This window comes from Tessaracoccus bendigoensis DSM 12906 (assembly GCF_900141915.1).
Classification (GTDB): domain Bacteria; phylum Actinomycetota; class Actinomycetes; order Propionibacteriales; family Propionibacteriaceae; genus Arachnia; species Arachnia bendigoensis.
The window spans coordinates 40,667-57,287 of the sequence record NZ_FQZG01000005.1; the positions used below are offsets into that span (position 1 = coordinate 40,667).

Below are 16,621 nucleotides of genomic sequence, written 5' to 3' on the forward strand. Positions count from 1 at the left end.
GGGGTACGACTAAACTGCCCACGTGAGACGCCCGCTAGACCCGACGACCCCGCTTGGCGACGATTTCCTGTCTGCGGTCGGCGAAACCATCGAATCCTTCCTGACCTCCCAGAGCCCCCTCATCGACGAGGTGGGGGTGCCGGAACTGCTGCGAGTCGCGAGACTCACCACCTCCGGCGGTAAGCGCCTGCGCCCCGCGTTCTGCTACTGGAGCCAGGTGGCGGCGTCAGGCATCCCCGACGATGACACCGCGCTGCTCGCCGTAGCGTCCTCGCTGGATCTGCTCCACGTCAGTGCCCTTGTCCATGACGACCTGATCGACGATGCGGACACCAGGCGGGGCGAACCCGCTGCCCACAAGCGCTTCGAGCGTTACCACCACGCCTCGGGAGGCAGCGGGGACCCGGCCGCCTTCGGTGTCTCGTCCGCGATCCTGCTCGGCGATCTGCTGCTGATGTGGAGCCTCGAACTCGCGGAGACCTCCCTCGCCAGGAACCTCCAGAGCGCCAGGTGGCTGCTCAACGCAATGCGGGCAGAGGTGACCGCAGGGCAGTTCCTTGACGTCAGCGCCCAGTACCGCGTCACCGGCGCCGCGTCGGTGGCGGAGGAACTCGATGTCGCACGGCGCGTCCTCGAGTTCAAGTCGGCCAGGTACTCGATCAGGAGGCCCGCGCAGATCGGTGCCGCGCTCGGCGGCGCCGACGACGTCCTGCTGGGTGCTCTCGGTGAGTTCGGCTCCGTGATCGGGCGCGCGTTCCAACTACGAGACGACGTCCTTGGCGTCTACGGCGACCCGACGGTCACCGGCAAACCGTATGGCGGCGACATCCACGAAGGAAAACGCACCGTGTTGGTGCTCTCCGCCTTGGCCAACGGATCGCCCCGCGAAACCGCCGAGCTTGCTGCGCTACTGGGCGCGTCAGGCCTGACCGACGGCGACATCGACCGGGCGGCCGAGCTGATCGAACAGACCGGCGCGAAGGCCGGGGTGGAGTCGATCATCGAGGAAAACCTCAACCATGCAGAGCGGGTACTCGAAACCACGCCGATGACCGGAGAGGGACGAACCGCCCTGGCCACCCTGGCGCACAAGAGCGTCAAGCGTGCCAGCTGAGTTGGCCGGACTCACCACGGCACAGGTCGACGAGCGGATCGCAGCCGGCCAGGTGAACACGCTGCCGTCGCGTTCGGGACGCTCGACGCGCGACATCATCCGAGCCAACGTCCTGACCAGGGTCAACGCGATCCTCTTCACGCTGTTCGTCTGCGTGGCCGTCACCGGTCACCTCATCCAGGGGGTCTTCGGTCTCCTGATTGTGATCAACTCCGCGATCGGGATCGTGCAGGAGTTGCGGGCCAAGCGCACCCTCGACACCCTCGCGGTCATCGGGGAGGCGCACCCCAGGGTGATCCGCGACGGCCACTCCCGGCAGATCGTCCGCGACGGCGTCGTGCTGGACGACTTGATCCAGGTCGCCCCAGGCGAGCAGATCGTGGTCGACGGAAGGGTCCTGACCGCCGACTACCTTGAGGTCGATGAATCACTGCTCACCGGCGAGGCCGACGCGGTTCTGAAGGAACCGGGCGACGAGGTCCTCTCGGGCTCCTTCGTGGTATCCGGCAACGGCACCTACCGGGCGGAAAAGGTCGGGGCGGAAGCCTATGCGGCGCAGCTGACCGCTCAGGCCGCCAAGTTCACGCTCGTTTCCTCGGAACTGCGCCAGGGAATCAACAAGATCCTGAGATTCGTCACCTTCGTCCTCATCCCCGTCGGCGTCCTCAACGTGATCGTGCAGTTCTCGCAGCCTGACGCGACGTGGCAGGAGTCGATCCTGCGCACCGTTTCGGCGCTCGTGCCGATGGTCCCCGAGGGGCTCGTGCTGCTGACCTCCATGGCGTTCGCCCTCGGCGTGATCAGGCTTGGCCGACGCAACTGCCTGGTGCAGGAACTGCCGGCGATCGAAGGACTCGCCCGGGTGAGCGTGGTCTGTACCGACAAGACCGGCACGCTCACCGCGAACGCGTTGACCCTCAGCGAGGTCATCCCTCTGGACGACACCGACCCGGTGCCTGCACTCGCCCAGCTGGCTGCGTCCGATCCGACCCCCAACGCATCCATGCAGGCGATCGACGCCAAGGTGCCGGCCCTGGACGAACCGTGGCAGCTGCGGTCCAGAGCCCCCTTCACCTCCGCGAAGAAGTGGTCAGGGGCCACCTTCGAACGCCACGGCACCTGGCTGCTGGGAGCCCCCGACGTGCTGGCTGACGGCGAGATCGCCGCCAAGGCCGAGGCGATCGGCGCCTCCGGGCGGAGGGTGCTGCTGCTGGCAGAGGGGTCGGTGCCCGTCGACGACCCTCAGGCACCTGGTGAAGTGACCCCCAGGGCGCTGCTGGTGCTCGATCAGGTCCTCCGGCCAGATGCCGCCGAGACCCTGCGCTACTTCGGGGAACAGAATGTCGCTGTCAAGGTCATCTCCGGCGACAACGCGGCCTCCGTCGGCGCCGTCACCCGCTCATTGGGCGTCGACGCCGAGCTGGTGGTCGATGCGCGCGAACTGGCGCCAGGGCCCGGGTTTGTCGACGCCGTCAACGACGGGGCGGTGTTCGGGCGGGTCACCCCGGAGCAGAAGCGTCAGATGGTCGACGCGTTGCAGGTCCGGGGCCACACGGTCGCGATGACCGGCGACGGCGTCAACGACGTGCTCGCGCTCAAAGATGCGGATCTGGGCGTAGCGATGGGCTCCGGGTCGTCGGCCACCCGCGCGGTCGCGCAGATCGTGCTGCTCGATGACCGGTTCGGATCGCTCCCGCACGTGGTTGCGGAGGGCCGTCGCGTCATCGGCAACATCGAGCGGGTCGCGAAGTTGTTCCTGACCAAGACCATCTACGCCGCGCTCCTGGCCCTCAGCGCTGGGATCCTCGGGCTACCCAACCCGTTCATGCCTCTTCAGATGACGGTGGTCGGCTGGTTCACCATCGGCATCCCTGCCTTCCTGATGAGCCTCGCCCCCAACAGGGAACGGGCCCGCCCCGGCTTTGTCCGCCGGACGCTGGCGGTCGCCGTCCCCGGAGGGGTGATCGTCGCCGCTGCCGCGCTCACCACCTACATCGCGACGCGCGGGCTCGACGAGGTGAGCGACACCGTCCAGATTCAGGCCTCCACCGCCACCCTGATCGCGCTGATCATGACGGCGACCTGGATGTTGAGCGTGGTGGCCCGGCCGTACGTGTGGTGGCGGGTCGTTCTCGTGTGCGTGGCCTACGCGTTCTACTTCGCCGTCTTCGCGTTGCCGTTCGCCCACCGGTGGCTGATGCTGGATCTCACAAACCTGCACACCGTCACGATCGGGGTGCTGGTCGGGCTGGCAGGCATGGCCGCCATCGAGGTGCTGTGGTGGGTCACAGCGATCGTGCGCGGCGAACTGCCCCGCCTCTGGGCCCAGCCGCAGCCGTAGATACACCGGTCCCGTCGGGAAGCGCATGGCGACTCGCCGGTGCACGAGGAGGTGATCCGGCGACAGCGCGCATACAATCTAAGCGCAGACGGGCTGGCACGGCCTCCTTCCCCGACCGTGTATGGAGTGGTATGAACAGCACTTTCGACCCGCTGGTCGGCCAGGTGCTCGACGACCGCTACGAGATCGTGGCGAAAGTGGCACGAGGCGGAATGGCGACGGTCTATCGCGCGCGCGACCTGAGGTTGGCGCGCGTGGTGGCGGTCAAGGTGATGCGCAGCGACCTTGGCGAGGACGACGAATTCGCCGCGAAATTCGACCGGGAGGCCCGTTCGGCGGCGGTCCTGAGCCATCCGAACGTGGTGAGCATCTTCGACCAGGGCAGTTCACATGGGCAGCCCTACATCGTCATGGAGTTCATCGAGGGCTTGACTCTGCGCCGCGTGATCAGCTCCGAGGCTCCCCTGGCTCCTGCCCGGGCCCTCGAACTCTTCGAACAGATCGCGGCGGCGTTGGCCGCCGCCCACGAGGCCGGTGTGGTCCACCGCGACATCAAGCCCGAAAACGTGATCCTCACGGATCGTGGCCAGGTGAAGGTGGCCGACTTCGGGTTGGCCAGGCAGGTCGGGTCGCCGCAGATGACCGCGACCGGGGTACTGGTGGGTACCGCCAGTTACCTTCCGCCCGAACTTGTCACGCATGCCCGACCCGACGGCCGCAGCGATGTGTACTCAGCCGGGGTGGTCCTGTTTGAGATGCTGACCGGCAAGAAACCTCACACCGGCGAGAACAATTACCAGATCGCCTACCGACACGTGAACGTCGACATCGAGAAGCCTTCCGAGAGGTTGCGCGAGCTCGGGAAGGGCAACGAACGGCCGATCCCCGACTATCTGGACACGCTGGTACTGGCGGCCACCCGTCGCGACCCCAGGGCCAGGATCGCCGACGGGCAGGAGCTGCTCGCCGCCGTGAGGAAGGTGCGCGGCGAGATGGCCCGCAACTCCAGTGGCGACAACCCTGAGCTGGCCGCTTCCCTGCTCCCGGACAGCCCTTCCGAAGGACTCACCGAGCGGTTACGGCCCGCAACCCGCCCCCGTCCCGTCTCCGGCCCTACCCCCGAGACCGTGATCGTGTCGCGTTCCGAGTGGGGCGTCGCCGACGCCTCAGCACAAACCCCGATCCCACCACCTGAGCCGGTCGCACCCCGGACGGCCACCTCCCAGTCGCCGACGAGCCAGCGGACCCCCGTCTTCCCACCTCTTCACATCTCGCACGACCCGGTGCACCAGCGCCGCAGAGGAGTCATCGCAGTCCTGCTGGTCGTGCTGCTCACCATCGGCGCAGGGTTCGGCTCGTGGTGGTGGATGTCGGGCCGCTACACCACGGTGCCCGCGGTCGCGGGCATGAACGAGACCAAGGCGCGGGAGGCTGCCTCGGCCAACGCGCTGCGGGTCGAGACCCGTGATGAGTACTCGGAGACCGTCCCCGTCGGGGTCGTCATCGACACCGATCCCCGCTCCGGCGAACGGCTGGTGCGCGACTCGCAGTTCACTCTCATCATGTCGCTCGGGCCAGAGCGATACCCGGCCCCGCAGCTCGTCGGCCTCACCAGGGAGGAGGCCGAGCAGGCCATCACGGACGGGCACCTGAGCCTCGGGGAGGTCACCGAGGACTGGTCAGAGGACCAGCCGGCCGGGACTGTGTTGTCGGCCTCGGAAGAGGAGGGCGCGCAGTTGAAACCGGACACCGCGATCGACCTGACCGTCTCGAAGGGCAGAGAGCCCATCCGTATCCCCGACCTGACCGACGCGACGACCGCCGCCGCCACCGAAGAGTTGAAGGGGCTCGGGTTCGAGGTCACGGTAAAGGAGGAGAACTCCACCACAGTCGCGAAGGGCGACGTCATCCGACAGGACCCGGCCGACGGCACCGCCTACCGCGGCGACACCGTCACGATCGTGAGTTCGCTCGGCCCGGTGATGGTGACCATCCCGGGGGTGTGGGGCAAGGGCACCGACGATGCCAGGAAGCTGCTGGAGGACCTCGACCTGAAGGTCGAGATCCGCAACGACTCCGGATTCGGTCTGCCGCTCAACCTGGCTAAATCGACCGATCCGGCCGAAGGCACCCAGGTCGCGGTCGGGAGCACCGTGACCCTCATCATCGTCTGATCCACGGATCAGACGAGCAAGCCACCGATCACCGCTCCGGCCTCGACGCAGTCGGCTCCGCTGACATCCAGATGAGTCACCGCCCGAAGCGACGTCGGCCCAAGAACGCTGATCAGCACGCCGGCCGCCTTCAACCGTTCTGCGACCGCGGGGGCCTCCGGCGTCGCGATCAGCACGATGTTGCTTTCTGGTTCCCGCACCGCCCCGGGACGCACCGCATTGATCGCAGCAGCGAGCGCGCGCGCCGAGGCGTGGTCCTCTGCGACCCGTGACACGTTGTGTCGCAGCGCGTATGAGCCGGCCATGGCCAGCATCCCTGCCTGACGCCACCCGGCGCCCAGCCGCTTGCGCTGCACGCGGGCGCGGGCGATGTCGTCTGCAGCGCCGACTAGCACCGAGCCGACCGGAGCCCCAAGCCCCTTTGACAGGCACAGGCTGACGGTGTCGAACAGCGCCCCGTAGTCGCTGAAGGGGCGGCCAGTCACCGCGGACGCGTTGGCCAGGCGTGCACCGTCGAGGTGGGTGCACACGTCGACCGCGCGGGCCCCTTCGCTGACCGCGACCAACTGGTCGAACTCCTGGACGGTGCCGCCACCGAAGTTGTGGGTGTCCTCAACCGCGACGCACGCCGTCTCCACCAGGTAGGGACCACACCCGACGGCCAACATGGCCAGCGCGTCGGCGGCGACCAGCCTCCCATCCTCGGAGGTCCAGGTGCGCATCGTGACGCCGTGCAGCGCCCCGTGGGCACCCATCTCCGCGCGCGCGATGTGCGCATAGCCGTCGCACAGCACCTCACGACCGGGCGGGGTGTGCAGCCAGACGCCGAGCAGGTTGGTCAGCGATCCGCTGACGCAGAACAGGCCGGCTTCCTTCCCGAACGTCTCTGCCGCCTCGGCCTCCAGCGCGACGACGCTCGGGTCCTCGCCGTAGACGTCGTCCCCGACCGCCGCGGCGGTCATCGCCGCGATCATCGCCGCGCCCGGTCGGGTGACCGTGTCGCTGCGGAGATCGATCACAGTTCCTTGGCCTTGAACTGCTGCACGGGGTTGTCCCGGTTGAGCCGCCCCGACCGGAGCCGACGAGCCACAGTGAAGGCCAGTTCGAGCGACTGGTTCCGGTTGAGCCTCGGATCGCACACCGTCTCGTAGCGGCTTTCAAGGTCGGCTTCGCTCAGATTGGCCAGGCCACCCACGCATTCGGTGACATCGTCGCCTGTCAGTTCGACGTGGAGCCCACCAGGCCAGGTGCCGAGCTGCTCGTGGACGTCGAAGAAGCCGTCGACCTCCTCGGCCACATCGGCGAACGAGCGCGTCTTGTAACCGTTGGTCGCCTCGAAGGTGTTCCCGTGCATTGGGTCGCACACCCAGGCGACCTTGCGTCCGGTGCCCTCCACCCCGGCGATGACCGCTGGCAGCGCCTCACGGACGCGGCGTGCCCCCATCCTGGTGATGAAGGTGAGCCTGCCGGGGATGCGGTCGGGGTCCAGCGCTTCGGCAAGGGCGATCGCCTGTTCCGCTGTGGTGGCGGGGCCGAGTTTCACGCCGAGCGGGTTCTGCACGCGACGCAGCAGCTCGACGTGTGCACCGTCGAGCTGACGGGTCCGCTCACCGATCCACAGCATGTGACCGGAGCAGCCGTAGAGTTCCTGCGAGCGGGAGTCGACGCGGGTCAGCGCACGCTCGTACTCGAGCAGCAGCGCCTCATGCGAGGCGTAGAAGTCGACGGTGTTCAGGGACTCGTCGTGCACGCCGCAGGCGACCATGAAGGCCAGCGCACGGTCGATCTCGGAGGCGAGTTCCTCGTACTCCTTGACCACCTCGGAGTCGCGCACGAACTGGGCGTTCCAGGAATGGACGCCACGCAGGTTCGCGAAACCACCCTTCACGAAGGCCCGCACCAGGTTCAGCGTCGCAGCCGAGGAATGGTAGACGTCCAGCAGCCGCTGCGGGTCGTGTGCGCGGGAGGCCGCTTCAAACTCGAAACCGTTTATGGCGTCTCCCCGGTAGGCGGGCAGCGTGACGTCGCCCCGGGTCTCGGTGTCCTTTGAGCGGGGCTTGGCGTACTGGCCCGCGATCCGGCCGACCTTGACCACCGGCACCTGCGCCGCGTAGGTCATCACGACCGCCATCGAGAGCTGAACGAGCAGTTTGCGCTTGATGTTGTCGGCGGTTACGGCGTCGAACGTCTCGGCGCAGTCGCCGCCCTGGAGCAGGAAGGCACGCCCGGCCGCGACGTCTGCGAGCTTGTCGCGCAGGTCGTCACACTCCCCCGCGAACACCAACGGCGGCAGCCTCTCGAGCGAGTCGACGATGCGGTCCAGGGCCGCCTGGTCCGGGTAGCTGGGCTGCTGTACAAAGGGCAGAGCGCGCAGATTTTCCCGGGAGATGATGCTCGACATGAGCGTTAGGCTACCTCAACGGGCAACGGCACCGTCGACGTCACCCGGGCGGTGGACGGCCTCAGTCCCCCGGTTCGTGGAACCCGTTGTCGATCGCGTAGAGCGTCAACTCCACCCGGTTGTGCAGTTGGAGTTTCCGCAACACGTTCTGCACATGGTTCTGCACCGTGCGGTGCGAGACGAACAACTCGTCGGCGATCTCACGGTAGGCCATGCCCTTCGCGACGCGCCGCAGCACCTCGATCTCGCGTGTGGTCAGCACCGGCCCCTCTTCATTGTGTGAACGGGCGACGTTGACCATCCGTCGGAACTCGCCGAGCACCAACCCGGCAAGGCCCGGGGTGAACACGGCATCCCCGACCGCCGTACGCTGCACGCCCTCGATCAGTTCCTCCTTGGATGCGGATTTGACGAGGTAGCCCTTCGCGCCCGCCTTCATGGCACGGAGCACATCCTCGCGTTCGCCGGAAGCAGACATCACGAGCACGTGCATGTCCGGGAACTCGCCGAGGAGCACCTCGATGCAGGTGGCACCGTCCGGCTCCGGGATCTGCAGATCCATCACGACGATCTCCGGCCTGGTGGCCCTGGCTCTGGCGAGGCATTCGGTGCCGTTCTTGGCGACGGCGACGATCTCGAATCCGACCTCCGTGAGGTCCTCGCTGAGGGCATCGATCCACATCGGGTGATCGTCGACCAACATCACACGCCTACGCTCCGTCATCGGATTCCTCCTGGTGTTCAGCCTCGATCGGGAATCGCAGTTCCCATTCGGCACCCGCCCCGGGCGACGACTTGAGGATCGCCGAGCCCCCGAGGTCGTTCATCCTTCCGACGATCGAGTCCCTGATCCCGAAGCGACCGTTGTCCGCAGCCTCCTGCACCTGTGCGGCGCTCATTCCCACGCCGTTGTCGCGGACCCACAAGATCACCTCGTCATCGCGCTCCTGGTCGACGAGGATCCAGACCTGGGCGTCCGCCCCGGCATGCTTCTCGACGTTCTTGAGGATCTCGACAAGCGTGCTTTCGACTTCGTCCACAAGGCTCTGCGACGCCATCACATGGCTGGCCATCGTCGAGACGGTCACCCTGGCGGACCCGTACTTCTCGAGCGCCGAAACCATATTGAGCAGTTCGGTCGATTCCACGTCACCCACCTCCCGATCCTGCAGATGGATCCGCAACTGCGCCTCCGATTCCCTGGCTAGGGCGGCGAGGCGGACCCCACGGGGCCCGAGGGACGGCCCCTCCCTCTCGACCAGCGCGAGCACCTGCAACGCGCCGTCATGCACGATCCGGGACAGCCGTTCCCGTTCGGCCAGCGCGGCCGAGCGCAGCCGGACCTGCTCCTGCTCTTCGAGTGCGGTACGAAACTGCGTCACCAGCATGGTCAGACACACCGTGAACAGGATCGTCACAAAGGCCGCACCGACACGCTCCATGGCGAAATGCTGAGGCGCGACGAGCAGCGCAGCCGAAGTGGTCAGCGCAAACGACACCCCCCACCTGTAGGGCAGGAAGACCGCCGCATACGCGCCGCACCCGCCTGCCCAGTAGCCGGCCAGCGACAACGGCGCACCTCCCGGGGGCACCACGGCGACCGTCAGCAAGATGATGGCGACCGTGACTGCCAGGTCCGCCATGAAGAGAGGTTTCGTCCGCCGGGCAGGTTTGCGCATCTGCAATGAGACATAGATCTGCCAGAAGGCAAGCACCGCCGAGGCGGCCCAGACGATTCCGGGGTGCGTGGAGCGCGGGGCGACGATGAAGACGTTGACGGCGATCGCGTGCAGTCCCAGGAGACTACGCGCAACCTCGCACACCCCATAGACCCGCCCGAAGGCGTCTCCGGACGGCCTGCTCCCGAGGGTGGATCGCAACCAGTGCATGACGCCGCGCTGACGTTGTGTTTCAGCCTCTTGCACGCTCAGGCCGTGGCTCGACGACCGGGGGCTCGCCGCCACCCGGCCTTGCCAGTTCGGACGCGGAGGCTTCCTCCAACGTCAGCGATCCGGACTTGATGCGTGACGCGTAGACGTCGACGTAGTCCTGCCCGGTCAGCCGCTGGATTGCGGCCATGGTCTCATCGGTGACCCACCGCAGCACCTTGCTGTTGCCCGGGTTGTCGAAGTACTGCGAGAAGTCGAGCGGCTCACCGATCACCACCACTGGACGTCTGGCCCACGGCAGCCCGAAGGGTCCCTTGAGAGAGGTTGTCCCGGAGACCCCGACCGGGATCACGGGCACCCCGTTCGCCAGCGCCATCCGCGCCATGCCGGTCTTGCCTTTGTAGAGCCGCCCGTCCGGCGACCGCGTGCCTTCGGGGAAGATGGCGATCACATGCCCATCGGCTAGGACGTCGGAGATGGCCTGCAGCGCGTCGACCGAGGCGCGGCCACCGCTGCGGTCCATCGGGACCATCTTGACGGTCTTCAGGAACCAGGCGACGATCTTGTTCCCGATGCCGCCTTTGCCGCTGAAAAGTTCCGCCTTCGCCGGGAAGGTGATGGGACGCGGCATCATGGCGGGCACGACGAGCGAGTCGAGCGCATCGATGTGGTTGCTGGCGAGGATTGCGCCGCCTTCACGGGGGAAGTTCTCTTCACCGAACACCAGCGCGCCGTACCCGAACCGCACCATCGGACGGAAGATCGTGAACTTGAAGAAGCGATACCACCACATGGGCGGCAGTCTATCCCGACAGGGAGTCCGCGCTTATCCTTCACCCATGACAGTGTCTTCCTTGTCCCGCGCGCCCGAGATCTGGCCGGAGGCCCGCACGCTCCGCGTCGGCACCGGAACGGTGGGGGTCGTGATGAGCCATGGCTTCACCGGCTCCGTCCAGTCAATCGCACCGTGGGCACACGCGTTGGCGGAACCTTCCGCCGACTGGCCGGGTGCGCGCGTCATCGCGCCGAGGCTCCCCGGCCACGGTACAACGTGGCGGGACCTGTCCCGCACCCGGTGGTGGGACTGGTACGCGGCCGTCGAGGACGCCTACCTCGAGCTTGCCGATGAGGTCGAGCACCTCTTCGTCGCCGGGTTGTCGATGGGTGGCGCACTGGCGCTCCGGCTCGCCGAGCAGCGGTCAGTTACCGGTGTGCTTCTGGTGAACCCGGCGATTGCAACCCGCGACAAGCGGGTCGCTCCCGCGAGCCTGATCCACCGCGTGCTGCCTCCGCAGAAGGGCATCTCCTCAGACATCGCCCGCGAGGGCGTCGAGGAACTCGGGTATCCACGGTTCTCGGTGACGAGCCTGGCCACGATGACGCAGCTGTGGCGCGACGTGCGGTCATCGCTCAAGAGCGTGTCTGCCCCGGTCCTGCTGATGTGCTCACGCGAGGACCACGTCGTCGACGACCTGAGTGGCCAACTGATCCGCCGATCGGTCCGCGACGTGCGCACGGTCGATCTTGAGCGGAGCTACCACGTGGCGACGTTGGACCACGACGCCGGGTTGATCGCGTCCAAATCGCGCGACTTCGTGAAAGAACTCAGCCAATGACGCGGCGTGCGCCGGTGAAGGGCATCGAGTCGAGGCTGGTGACCCGGACCCCGGCGCGGGGGTTGGCGGCGTCGACGATCTTGCCGTTGCCGATGTAGAGACCGACATGGCTGACAGGGCTGTAGTAGAACACCAGGTCGCCTGGCTGAAGATCCGACTTTGCGACCTTGTAGCCCACGGAGGCGTACTGCTCGCGCGAGGAACGGGTGATGTTGATCCCCACCTGCCGGTATGCCCAGCTGGTGAGCCCGGAGCAGTCGAAGGTGTTCGGGCCGGAGGTGCCCCACACGTAGCTGCTGCCGACCTTGCCGAGGGCGGCGTCGACGACCTGCTGCGCGCGGCCTGACCCTGAGGCCGACTGGGACGGCGAGGTCGGTGCGACCTCAGGTGCCGGCGTGGCCGAACTGGCCACGGACGTGTCCGTTTCAGAACGGCTGGCTTCCTGCGCGGCTGCCGCCTGCTCGGCTGCGGCCTGGGCGGCCGCCTCCCTGGCGATGCGCTCGGCCTCGATCGCGGCGAGGCGCGCCTGCTCTTCGGCCGAGAGGCGGTCGTAGACGGCCTGAGCCTGCTGCTCCAGCTTGTCGTAGTCCTCCGCAAGCGCAACCTTCGCTGCGGTGTCCTTGTCGAGTTCTTCCTGCGCCTTCGCAGCATCCTCACGCAAAGTGGTGAGCGCAGCCTGGTCGAGCTGAAGCTGCTGGATGCCTGCGTTCGAGCGATCGGCCTCCGCCTGAAGCACACCGAGCCCGCTCAGGAAGCTGCCTGCGTCGCTGCTGGTCAGGAGCTGCGCCGTCAGCGAGAACGAGTCGGTCTGTAGCTGCACCGCACCGACGTCGCCGAGCTGGGCTGACAGCTTCGCCACGCGATCCTCCTGCTTGGCGACGTCCTCCCCCAGAGTCTTCAGCTTCTGCGAGTTCTGGTCGGCGCGGTCGTGCGCCTCGATGATGTCCTGGTCGACGGCGGAGCTTTCCTGGTGGATCCGGTCGAGTTCCTTGCGCGCCTGCTCGACCGCATCGGGGTCTGCATGGGCGACAACAGCCCCTGCAAAGACCGACGAGATCGCCACTGTGGCGGCGAGAACGATTCGGGCTCGATTCACTACAACTCCAGGGACGACGGAAATTCCTGAGAGAATCTTATGACGGTTGCCGCCGATTTCCAAGAAGACCCGAGAACCGTGCAGGATCGGATGATCCGCTGCCCCGACCCCAGGACTCCTGACGGGGTGGGAGCTTCGACGAATGGTCTGAGCGGGAATCCAGCCTTCGGGAGGCAACCCGAGCGCCCGAGGAGCCGCTCGGCCGTCTACGCGATCCGAATCGACCATTCATGAATTGCCTCAGGTGTCTCGCGGGCGCCCGCGGCGGCGCCGGACTGGGTGACCGTAAGGCCTGCCGCTCTCGTCCATCGAGCTGCCGGGTGGTGCTGTTGGTGGGCGCAGACACCAGCGATTGGTGGCCGATACCAACGGTATCGCTGGACACCAGCCGTATAACGCTGGTGACGAGCCTTTCCGCAGGTATCGACGTCAGAAGGCTGGTGTCGAGCCCTTCCGCAGGTATCGCGGCGGCGCCGGGCTGGGTGACTGCAAGGCCTGCCCCGATCATCCATCGAGCTGCCGGGTGGCGGTGATGGTCGGCGCGGACACCAGCGGTTTGTGGCCGATACCAGCAGTATCGCTGGACACCAGCTGTATACCGCTGGTAACCAGCCCTTCCATAGGTATCGACGGCGGAACGCTGGTGTCGAACCTTCCACTGGTATCGGCGGCACATCGCTGGTGTCGAGTCTTTCCGTTGGTGTCGCGGCGGCGCCGGACTGGGTGACTGTGAGGCCTGCCGCTCTCGTCCATCGAGCTGCCGGGTGGCGGTGATGGTCGGCGCGGACACCAGCGGTTTGTGGCCGATACCAACGGTATCGCTGGACACCAGCTGTATCCCGCTGGTGACGAGCCCTTCCACAGGTATCGACGTCAGAAGGCTGGTGACGGGCCTTTCCGCAGGTATCTACGTCAGAAGGTTGGTGACGGGCATGCGGCCAGCGACCGGGTGTCACCACGGCGTGTGCCTCGAGACGACGCTGGTGCTGTTGATCGGCGCGGACACCAGCGATTTGTGGCCGATACCAGCAGTATCGCTGGACACCAGCCGTATACCGCTGGTGACCAGCCCTTCCACAGGTGTCGACGCCGGAACGCTGGTGACGGGCCTTTCCGCAGGTATCGACGTCAGAAGGCTGGTGTCGACGTCAGAAGGCTGGTGTCGACGTCAGAAGGCTGGTCTCGACGGCATATCCCTGGTGACGACGGTGGATCGCTGGTGTCGAGCCTTCCCTCTGGCGTCGTGGCGGCGCTGGACTCCTCGTCGAGGGAGCGCCGACGCCGTCATCCCGTCCGTTCGGCCGGCACCTCCAGCCTGAGCGGCGGGAGCAGGCCCGCGTCGGAGAGAACCTCCAGCGCCCGCACCTCGGGTTCCACCAGTTCGATGCTCGGTGGCCCGAGCAGGACCGAGACGACGCAATCGGCGCAGGCCGGGCCCTTCGCCCGGCAGGTGCGGCAGTCCACATGTAGCGATGTCATGGGATGCAGTCTCGTCGAGCCCTCTGACACATTCCCCGCACGGGGTCCTGTCTGAGGCGTGGCGTAGCGTGCCTGCCATGTCGAACACCACCGCCGCACAGCCGAGTTTCGAAGATCTTGGCAGGCCACTGACGGATGTCACCTTCGTGGTTGTCGACCTCGAAACGACCGGCGGCGGGTCCGACTCCGAGATCACGGAGATCGGCGCCGTGAAAGTGCAGGGCGGCCGGGTCCTCGGCGAGTTCCAGACCCTGGTGCGTCCCGGTTCGCCCATCCCGGCGATGATCCAGGTACTCACCGGCATCACGAATCAGATGGTCGCCACATCGCCGACTATCGACTCGGTGCTGCCTGCTTTTGCGGAGTTCGCGGCCGGATCGGTGTTGGTGGCACACAACGCCCGCTTCGATGCCGGGTTCCTCAAGCGTGGTTTCGAGCAGATCGGCCTGACCTGGCCGGGGCCAACCGTCGTCGACACGGTCGCACTGGCCCGATGCGCATTGCTGCGCGATGAGGTTCCCAACTGCAAACTTGGCACGCTCGCCCGCTACTTTCGGGCCACCACCGAGCCGAACCACCGTGCCCTTAGCGATGCGCGCGCCACGGTCGATGTCCTGCACGCCCTGCTGGAACGCGTCGGCAACCTGGGTGTGGGCACGTTGGAGGATCTGACGGAGTTCACGCTGCAGGTCTCCCCCGACCGGCGCGCGAAACGCGCGTGGGCACAAGACGCCCCCGGGTCGGCGGGTGTGTACTACTTCGTGTCCGACTCCGAGGGCCCAGACGGGCCGCAGCGGGAAGTGCTCTACGTGGGCAAGTCGAACAACCTCAGACGCAGGCTCCGTTCATATTTCTCGGCTTCTGAGAAGCGCAGCCGCATCCACGAAATGGTGCGCGTCGCGACAGGGGTCGAGTTCGTCGAGTGCGCCACAGACCTGGAAGCCGAGGTCCGTGAGCTGCGGATGATCGAATCCCTGGCCCCGCGCTACAACCGGAGGTCGAAGAACCAGCGGAAGCTGTGGTGGCTCAAACTCACCGACGAGCCGTTTCCTCGGTTGTCCGTGGTGTCCCGGCTGGGCAGCTCCACCCGGTTCTTCGGCCCGTTTCACAGCCGCGGCGCCGCCGAAGAGGCGGCGCTGACAATCTATGACGCCTACCGACTGCGTCGTTGCTCTACCAGGTTGTCCGCTCGAAGGCCGAGCCCCTCATGCGCACTCGGCGAGATGGGACGATGCCTGGCCCCCTGCGAATTGGGCGCTGGAGCCGAGGGCTACGGGGCTGCGGCGGCGGCTCTGACAGAGGGGTGGGACGGCGATGTGAGACCCGTGCTGCGCAGCGCCCAGGGGAGGATGCGGAAACTCATCGGAGCGCAGCGCTACGAGGAGGCAGGAGAACTGTCCGAGAGGTTGGGCACCTACTACCGCACCTCTCTACGATTCCACCGGATCAGGTCCCTGGCCAGGTGCCCCCAACTGGTCGCGGCTGCCCCGTCGGCACGAGGCTGGGAGATCCACGTGATCCGCTACGGGCGGCTGGCCGCTTCCACGGCCGCACCTGGCAATTCGGCGCGCACCGCGTCGGAGGCTGCGGTGGCCGCCGCCGAAACCGTGCTGGAGCCGGGCAACGGGTTGCCCGCGGCCAGCATCGAGGAGGCCGAACGGGTCGCGGCCTGGCTCGAGCTTCCGGGCGTGCGACTCATCGACACCGACGGCGACTGGGCCTGGCCGGTGCACTCTGGGGTTCCCGAAGGTTCGTTCCCGAGGGAGTTGTTAGGGCCCCGTCCACTCACGCACGAGACCTCCTGAACCGCGGGAGCCGCCAACCCGTCTCCGGATAGGCGGCTCCTCAGCCACGGGGCGATCAGGCCAGTGTCACCGAATCGATGACCACCGCGTCGACCGGACGGTCGCGCCGATCGGTGGGCGTGGCGGCGATTGCATCGACCACCTTCTGGCTCGCGGGGTCTACCACCTCACCGAAGATGGTGTGGCGGCGGTTCAGGTGCGGCGTGGGGCCGACGGTGATGAAGAACTGGGATCCGTTGGTCGCCGGTCCACGGTTGGCCATCGCGAGGAGGTACGGCCGGTTGAAGGAGAGCTCCGGATGGAACTCATCGGCGAAGGTGTAGCCCGGTTCCCCGGTGCCGTCGCCCAACCGGTCACCACCCTGGATCATGAACCCGGAGATGACGCGGTGAAACGCGACGCCGTCATAGAAGTTGCCGGTCGTCTTCTCGCCGGTGACGGGGTCGCGGTACTCCTTGGTGCCGCCGGCGAGGCCGACGAAGTTCTCGACGGTCTTCGGCGCCTGATCCTCGAACAGTTCGATGACGATGTCGCCGCGGTTGGTGTGCAGTGTCGCAGTGCTCACGGATGTCCTTATCTAGCGTTGGGGAACCCTTCCTTGCAACCAGTGTGGCAGATGGATCTCAGGGGCAGCGGCCCCACCAGGGTCGCTACCGGCCGCCAATCGGCCCGTTTTCGCCTTCGCCACTTGATGGAACCCGACAAA

Annotated in this window: 13 protein-coding genes; 5 read left to right on the forward strand and 8 right to left on the reverse strand. The window is 66.9% G+C overall.

From position 1 onward, the window contains the following. The first annotated feature begins 22 nt into the window (after positions 1–22). From BUC15_RS01285 to pknB, 3 genes are all read left to right on the forward strand, one after another. Positions 23–1,114, forward strand: a complete 1,092-nt coding sequence (locus BUC15_RS01285) for a polyprenyl synthetase family protein (RefSeq protein ID WP_073185690.1) — start codon at positions 23–25, stop codon at positions 1,112–1,114. Then, entirely contained in the window at positions 1,104–3,455 is a 2,352-nt protein-coding gene (locus tag BUC15_RS01290; RefSeq protein ID WP_073185691.1) for an HAD-IC family P-type ATPase, read from the forward strand. Before BUC15_RS01285 ends, BUC15_RS01290 begins: the two co-directional genes overlap by 11 nt. A gap of 131 nt (positions 3,456–3,586) precedes the next feature. Continuing rightward, a complete protein-coding gene (pknB, locus tag BUC15_RS01295; protein ID WP_073185692.1) occupies positions 3,587–5,629 on the forward strand; it encodes a Stk1 family PASTA domain-containing Ser/Thr kinase in 2,043 nt (680 codons plus the stop codon). A gap of 8 nt (positions 5,630–5,637) precedes the next feature. On the opposite strand, the gene BUC15_RS01300 is transcribed toward pknB, so the two are convergent. The 5 genes from BUC15_RS01300 to BUC15_RS01320 form a co-directional block, all read right to left on the reverse strand. Next, positions 5,638–6,648, reverse strand: coding sequence for a threonine aldolase family protein (locus BUC15_RS01300; RefSeq protein ID WP_073185693.1), 1,011 nt, complete (start codon positions 6,646–6,648; stop codon positions 5,638–5,640). Beyond that, a complete protein-coding gene (locus BUC15_RS01305) occupies positions 6,645–8,030 on the reverse strand; it encodes a class II 3-deoxy-7-phosphoheptulonate synthase (RefSeq protein ID WP_073185694.1) in 1,386 nt (461 codons plus the stop codon). Before BUC15_RS01305 ends, BUC15_RS01300 begins: the two co-directional genes overlap by 4 nt. A 61-nt stretch (positions 8,031–8,091) precedes the next feature. Beyond that, complete coding sequence (locus tag BUC15_RS01310) at positions 8,092–8,754, reverse strand: response regulator (RefSeq protein ID WP_073185695.1); 663 nt, start codon at positions 8,752–8,754, stop codon at positions 8,092–8,094. Further along, a complete protein-coding gene (locus tag BUC15_RS01315; RefSeq protein WP_073185696.1) occupies positions 8,741–9,919 on the reverse strand; it encodes an ATP-binding protein in 1,179 nt (392 codons plus the stop codon). Before BUC15_RS01315 ends, BUC15_RS01310 begins: the two co-directional genes overlap by 14 nt. A 22-nt stretch (positions 9,920–9,941) precedes the next feature. Next, complete coding sequence (locus BUC15_RS01320; RefSeq protein ID WP_073185697.1) at positions 9,942–10,712, reverse strand: lysophospholipid acyltransferase family protein; 771 nt, start codon at positions 10,710–10,712, stop codon at positions 9,942–9,944. A gap of 46 nt (positions 10,713–10,758) precedes the next feature. Between BUC15_RS01320 and BUC15_RS01325 the strand changes: the two genes are divergently transcribed. Beyond that, on the forward strand, positions 10,759–11,535 hold the full coding sequence (locus tag BUC15_RS01325; protein WP_175558213.1) for an alpha/beta hydrolase: 777 nt from the start codon (positions 10,759–10,761) through the stop codon (positions 11,533–11,535). On the opposite strand, the gene BUC15_RS01330 is transcribed toward BUC15_RS01325, so the two are convergent. Both BUC15_RS01330 and BUC15_RS01335 read right to left on the reverse strand, forming a co-directional pair. Continuing rightward, complete coding sequence (locus BUC15_RS01330; protein WP_073185699.1) at positions 11,525–12,631, reverse strand: C40 family peptidase; 1,107 nt, start codon at positions 12,629–12,631, stop codon at positions 11,525–11,527. The genes BUC15_RS01325 and BUC15_RS01330 overlap by 11 nt on opposite strands. 1,284 nt (positions 12,632–13,915) lie before the next feature. After that, positions 13,916–14,110 carry a hypothetical protein gene (locus BUC15_RS01335; RefSeq protein ID WP_073185702.1) on the reverse strand — a complete coding sequence of 65 codons (195 nt, stop codon included), beginning with the start codon at positions 14,108–14,110 and terminating at the stop codon, positions 13,916–13,918. A gap of 77 nt (positions 14,111–14,187) precedes the next feature. Between BUC15_RS01335 and BUC15_RS01340 the strand changes: the two genes are divergently transcribed. Next, positions 14,188–15,915 (forward strand): DEDD exonuclease domain-containing protein, encoded by a 1,728-nt coding sequence (locus BUC15_RS01340; protein ID WP_073185704.1) that lies wholly within the window; start codon positions 14,188–14,190, stop codon positions 15,913–15,915. Positions 15,916–15,970: 55 nt separating this feature from the next. On the opposite strand, the gene BUC15_RS01345 is transcribed toward BUC15_RS01340, so the two are convergent. Further along, positions 15,971–16,480, reverse strand: coding sequence for a peptidylprolyl isomerase (locus BUC15_RS01345; RefSeq protein ID WP_217652069.1), 510 nt, complete (start codon positions 16,478–16,480; stop codon positions 15,971–15,973). Positions 16,481–16,621 lie beyond the last annotated feature (141 nt).

Excerpts from the sequence above, each read along its gene's own strand:
- BUC15_RS01320 (WP_073185697.1), bottom strand. The coding sequence starts at position 10,712 with ATGTGGTGGTATCGCTTCTTCAAGTTCACGATCTTCCGTCCGATGGTG.
- BUC15_RS01325 (WP_175558213.1), top strand. The coding sequence starts at position 10,759 with ATGACAGTGTCTTCCTTGTCCCGCGCGCCCGAGATCTGGCCGGAGGCC.
- pknB (WP_073185692.1), top strand. The coding sequence starts at position 3,587 with ATGAACAGCACTTTCGACCCGCTGGTCGGCCAGGTGCTCGACGACCGC.
- BUC15_RS01310 (WP_073185695.1), bottom strand. The coding sequence starts at position 8,754 with ATGACGGAGCGTAGGCGTGTGATGTTGGTCGACGATCACCCGATGTGG.
- BUC15_RS01305 (WP_073185694.1), bottom strand. The coding sequence starts at position 8,030 with ATGTCGAGCATCATCTCCCGGGAAAATCTGCGCGCTCTGCCCTTTGTA.
- BUC15_RS01340 (WP_073185704.1), top strand. The coding sequence starts at position 14,188 with ATGTCGAACACCACCGCCGCACAGCCGAGTTTCGAAGATCTTGGCAGG.
- BUC15_RS01335 (WP_073185702.1), bottom strand. The coding sequence starts at position 14,110 with ATGACATCGCTACATGTGGACTGCCGCACCTGCCGGGCGAAGGGCCCG.
- BUC15_RS01315 (WP_073185696.1), bottom strand. The coding sequence starts at position 9,919 with ATGCACTGGTTGCGATCCACCCTCGGGAGCAGGCCGTCCGGAGACGCC.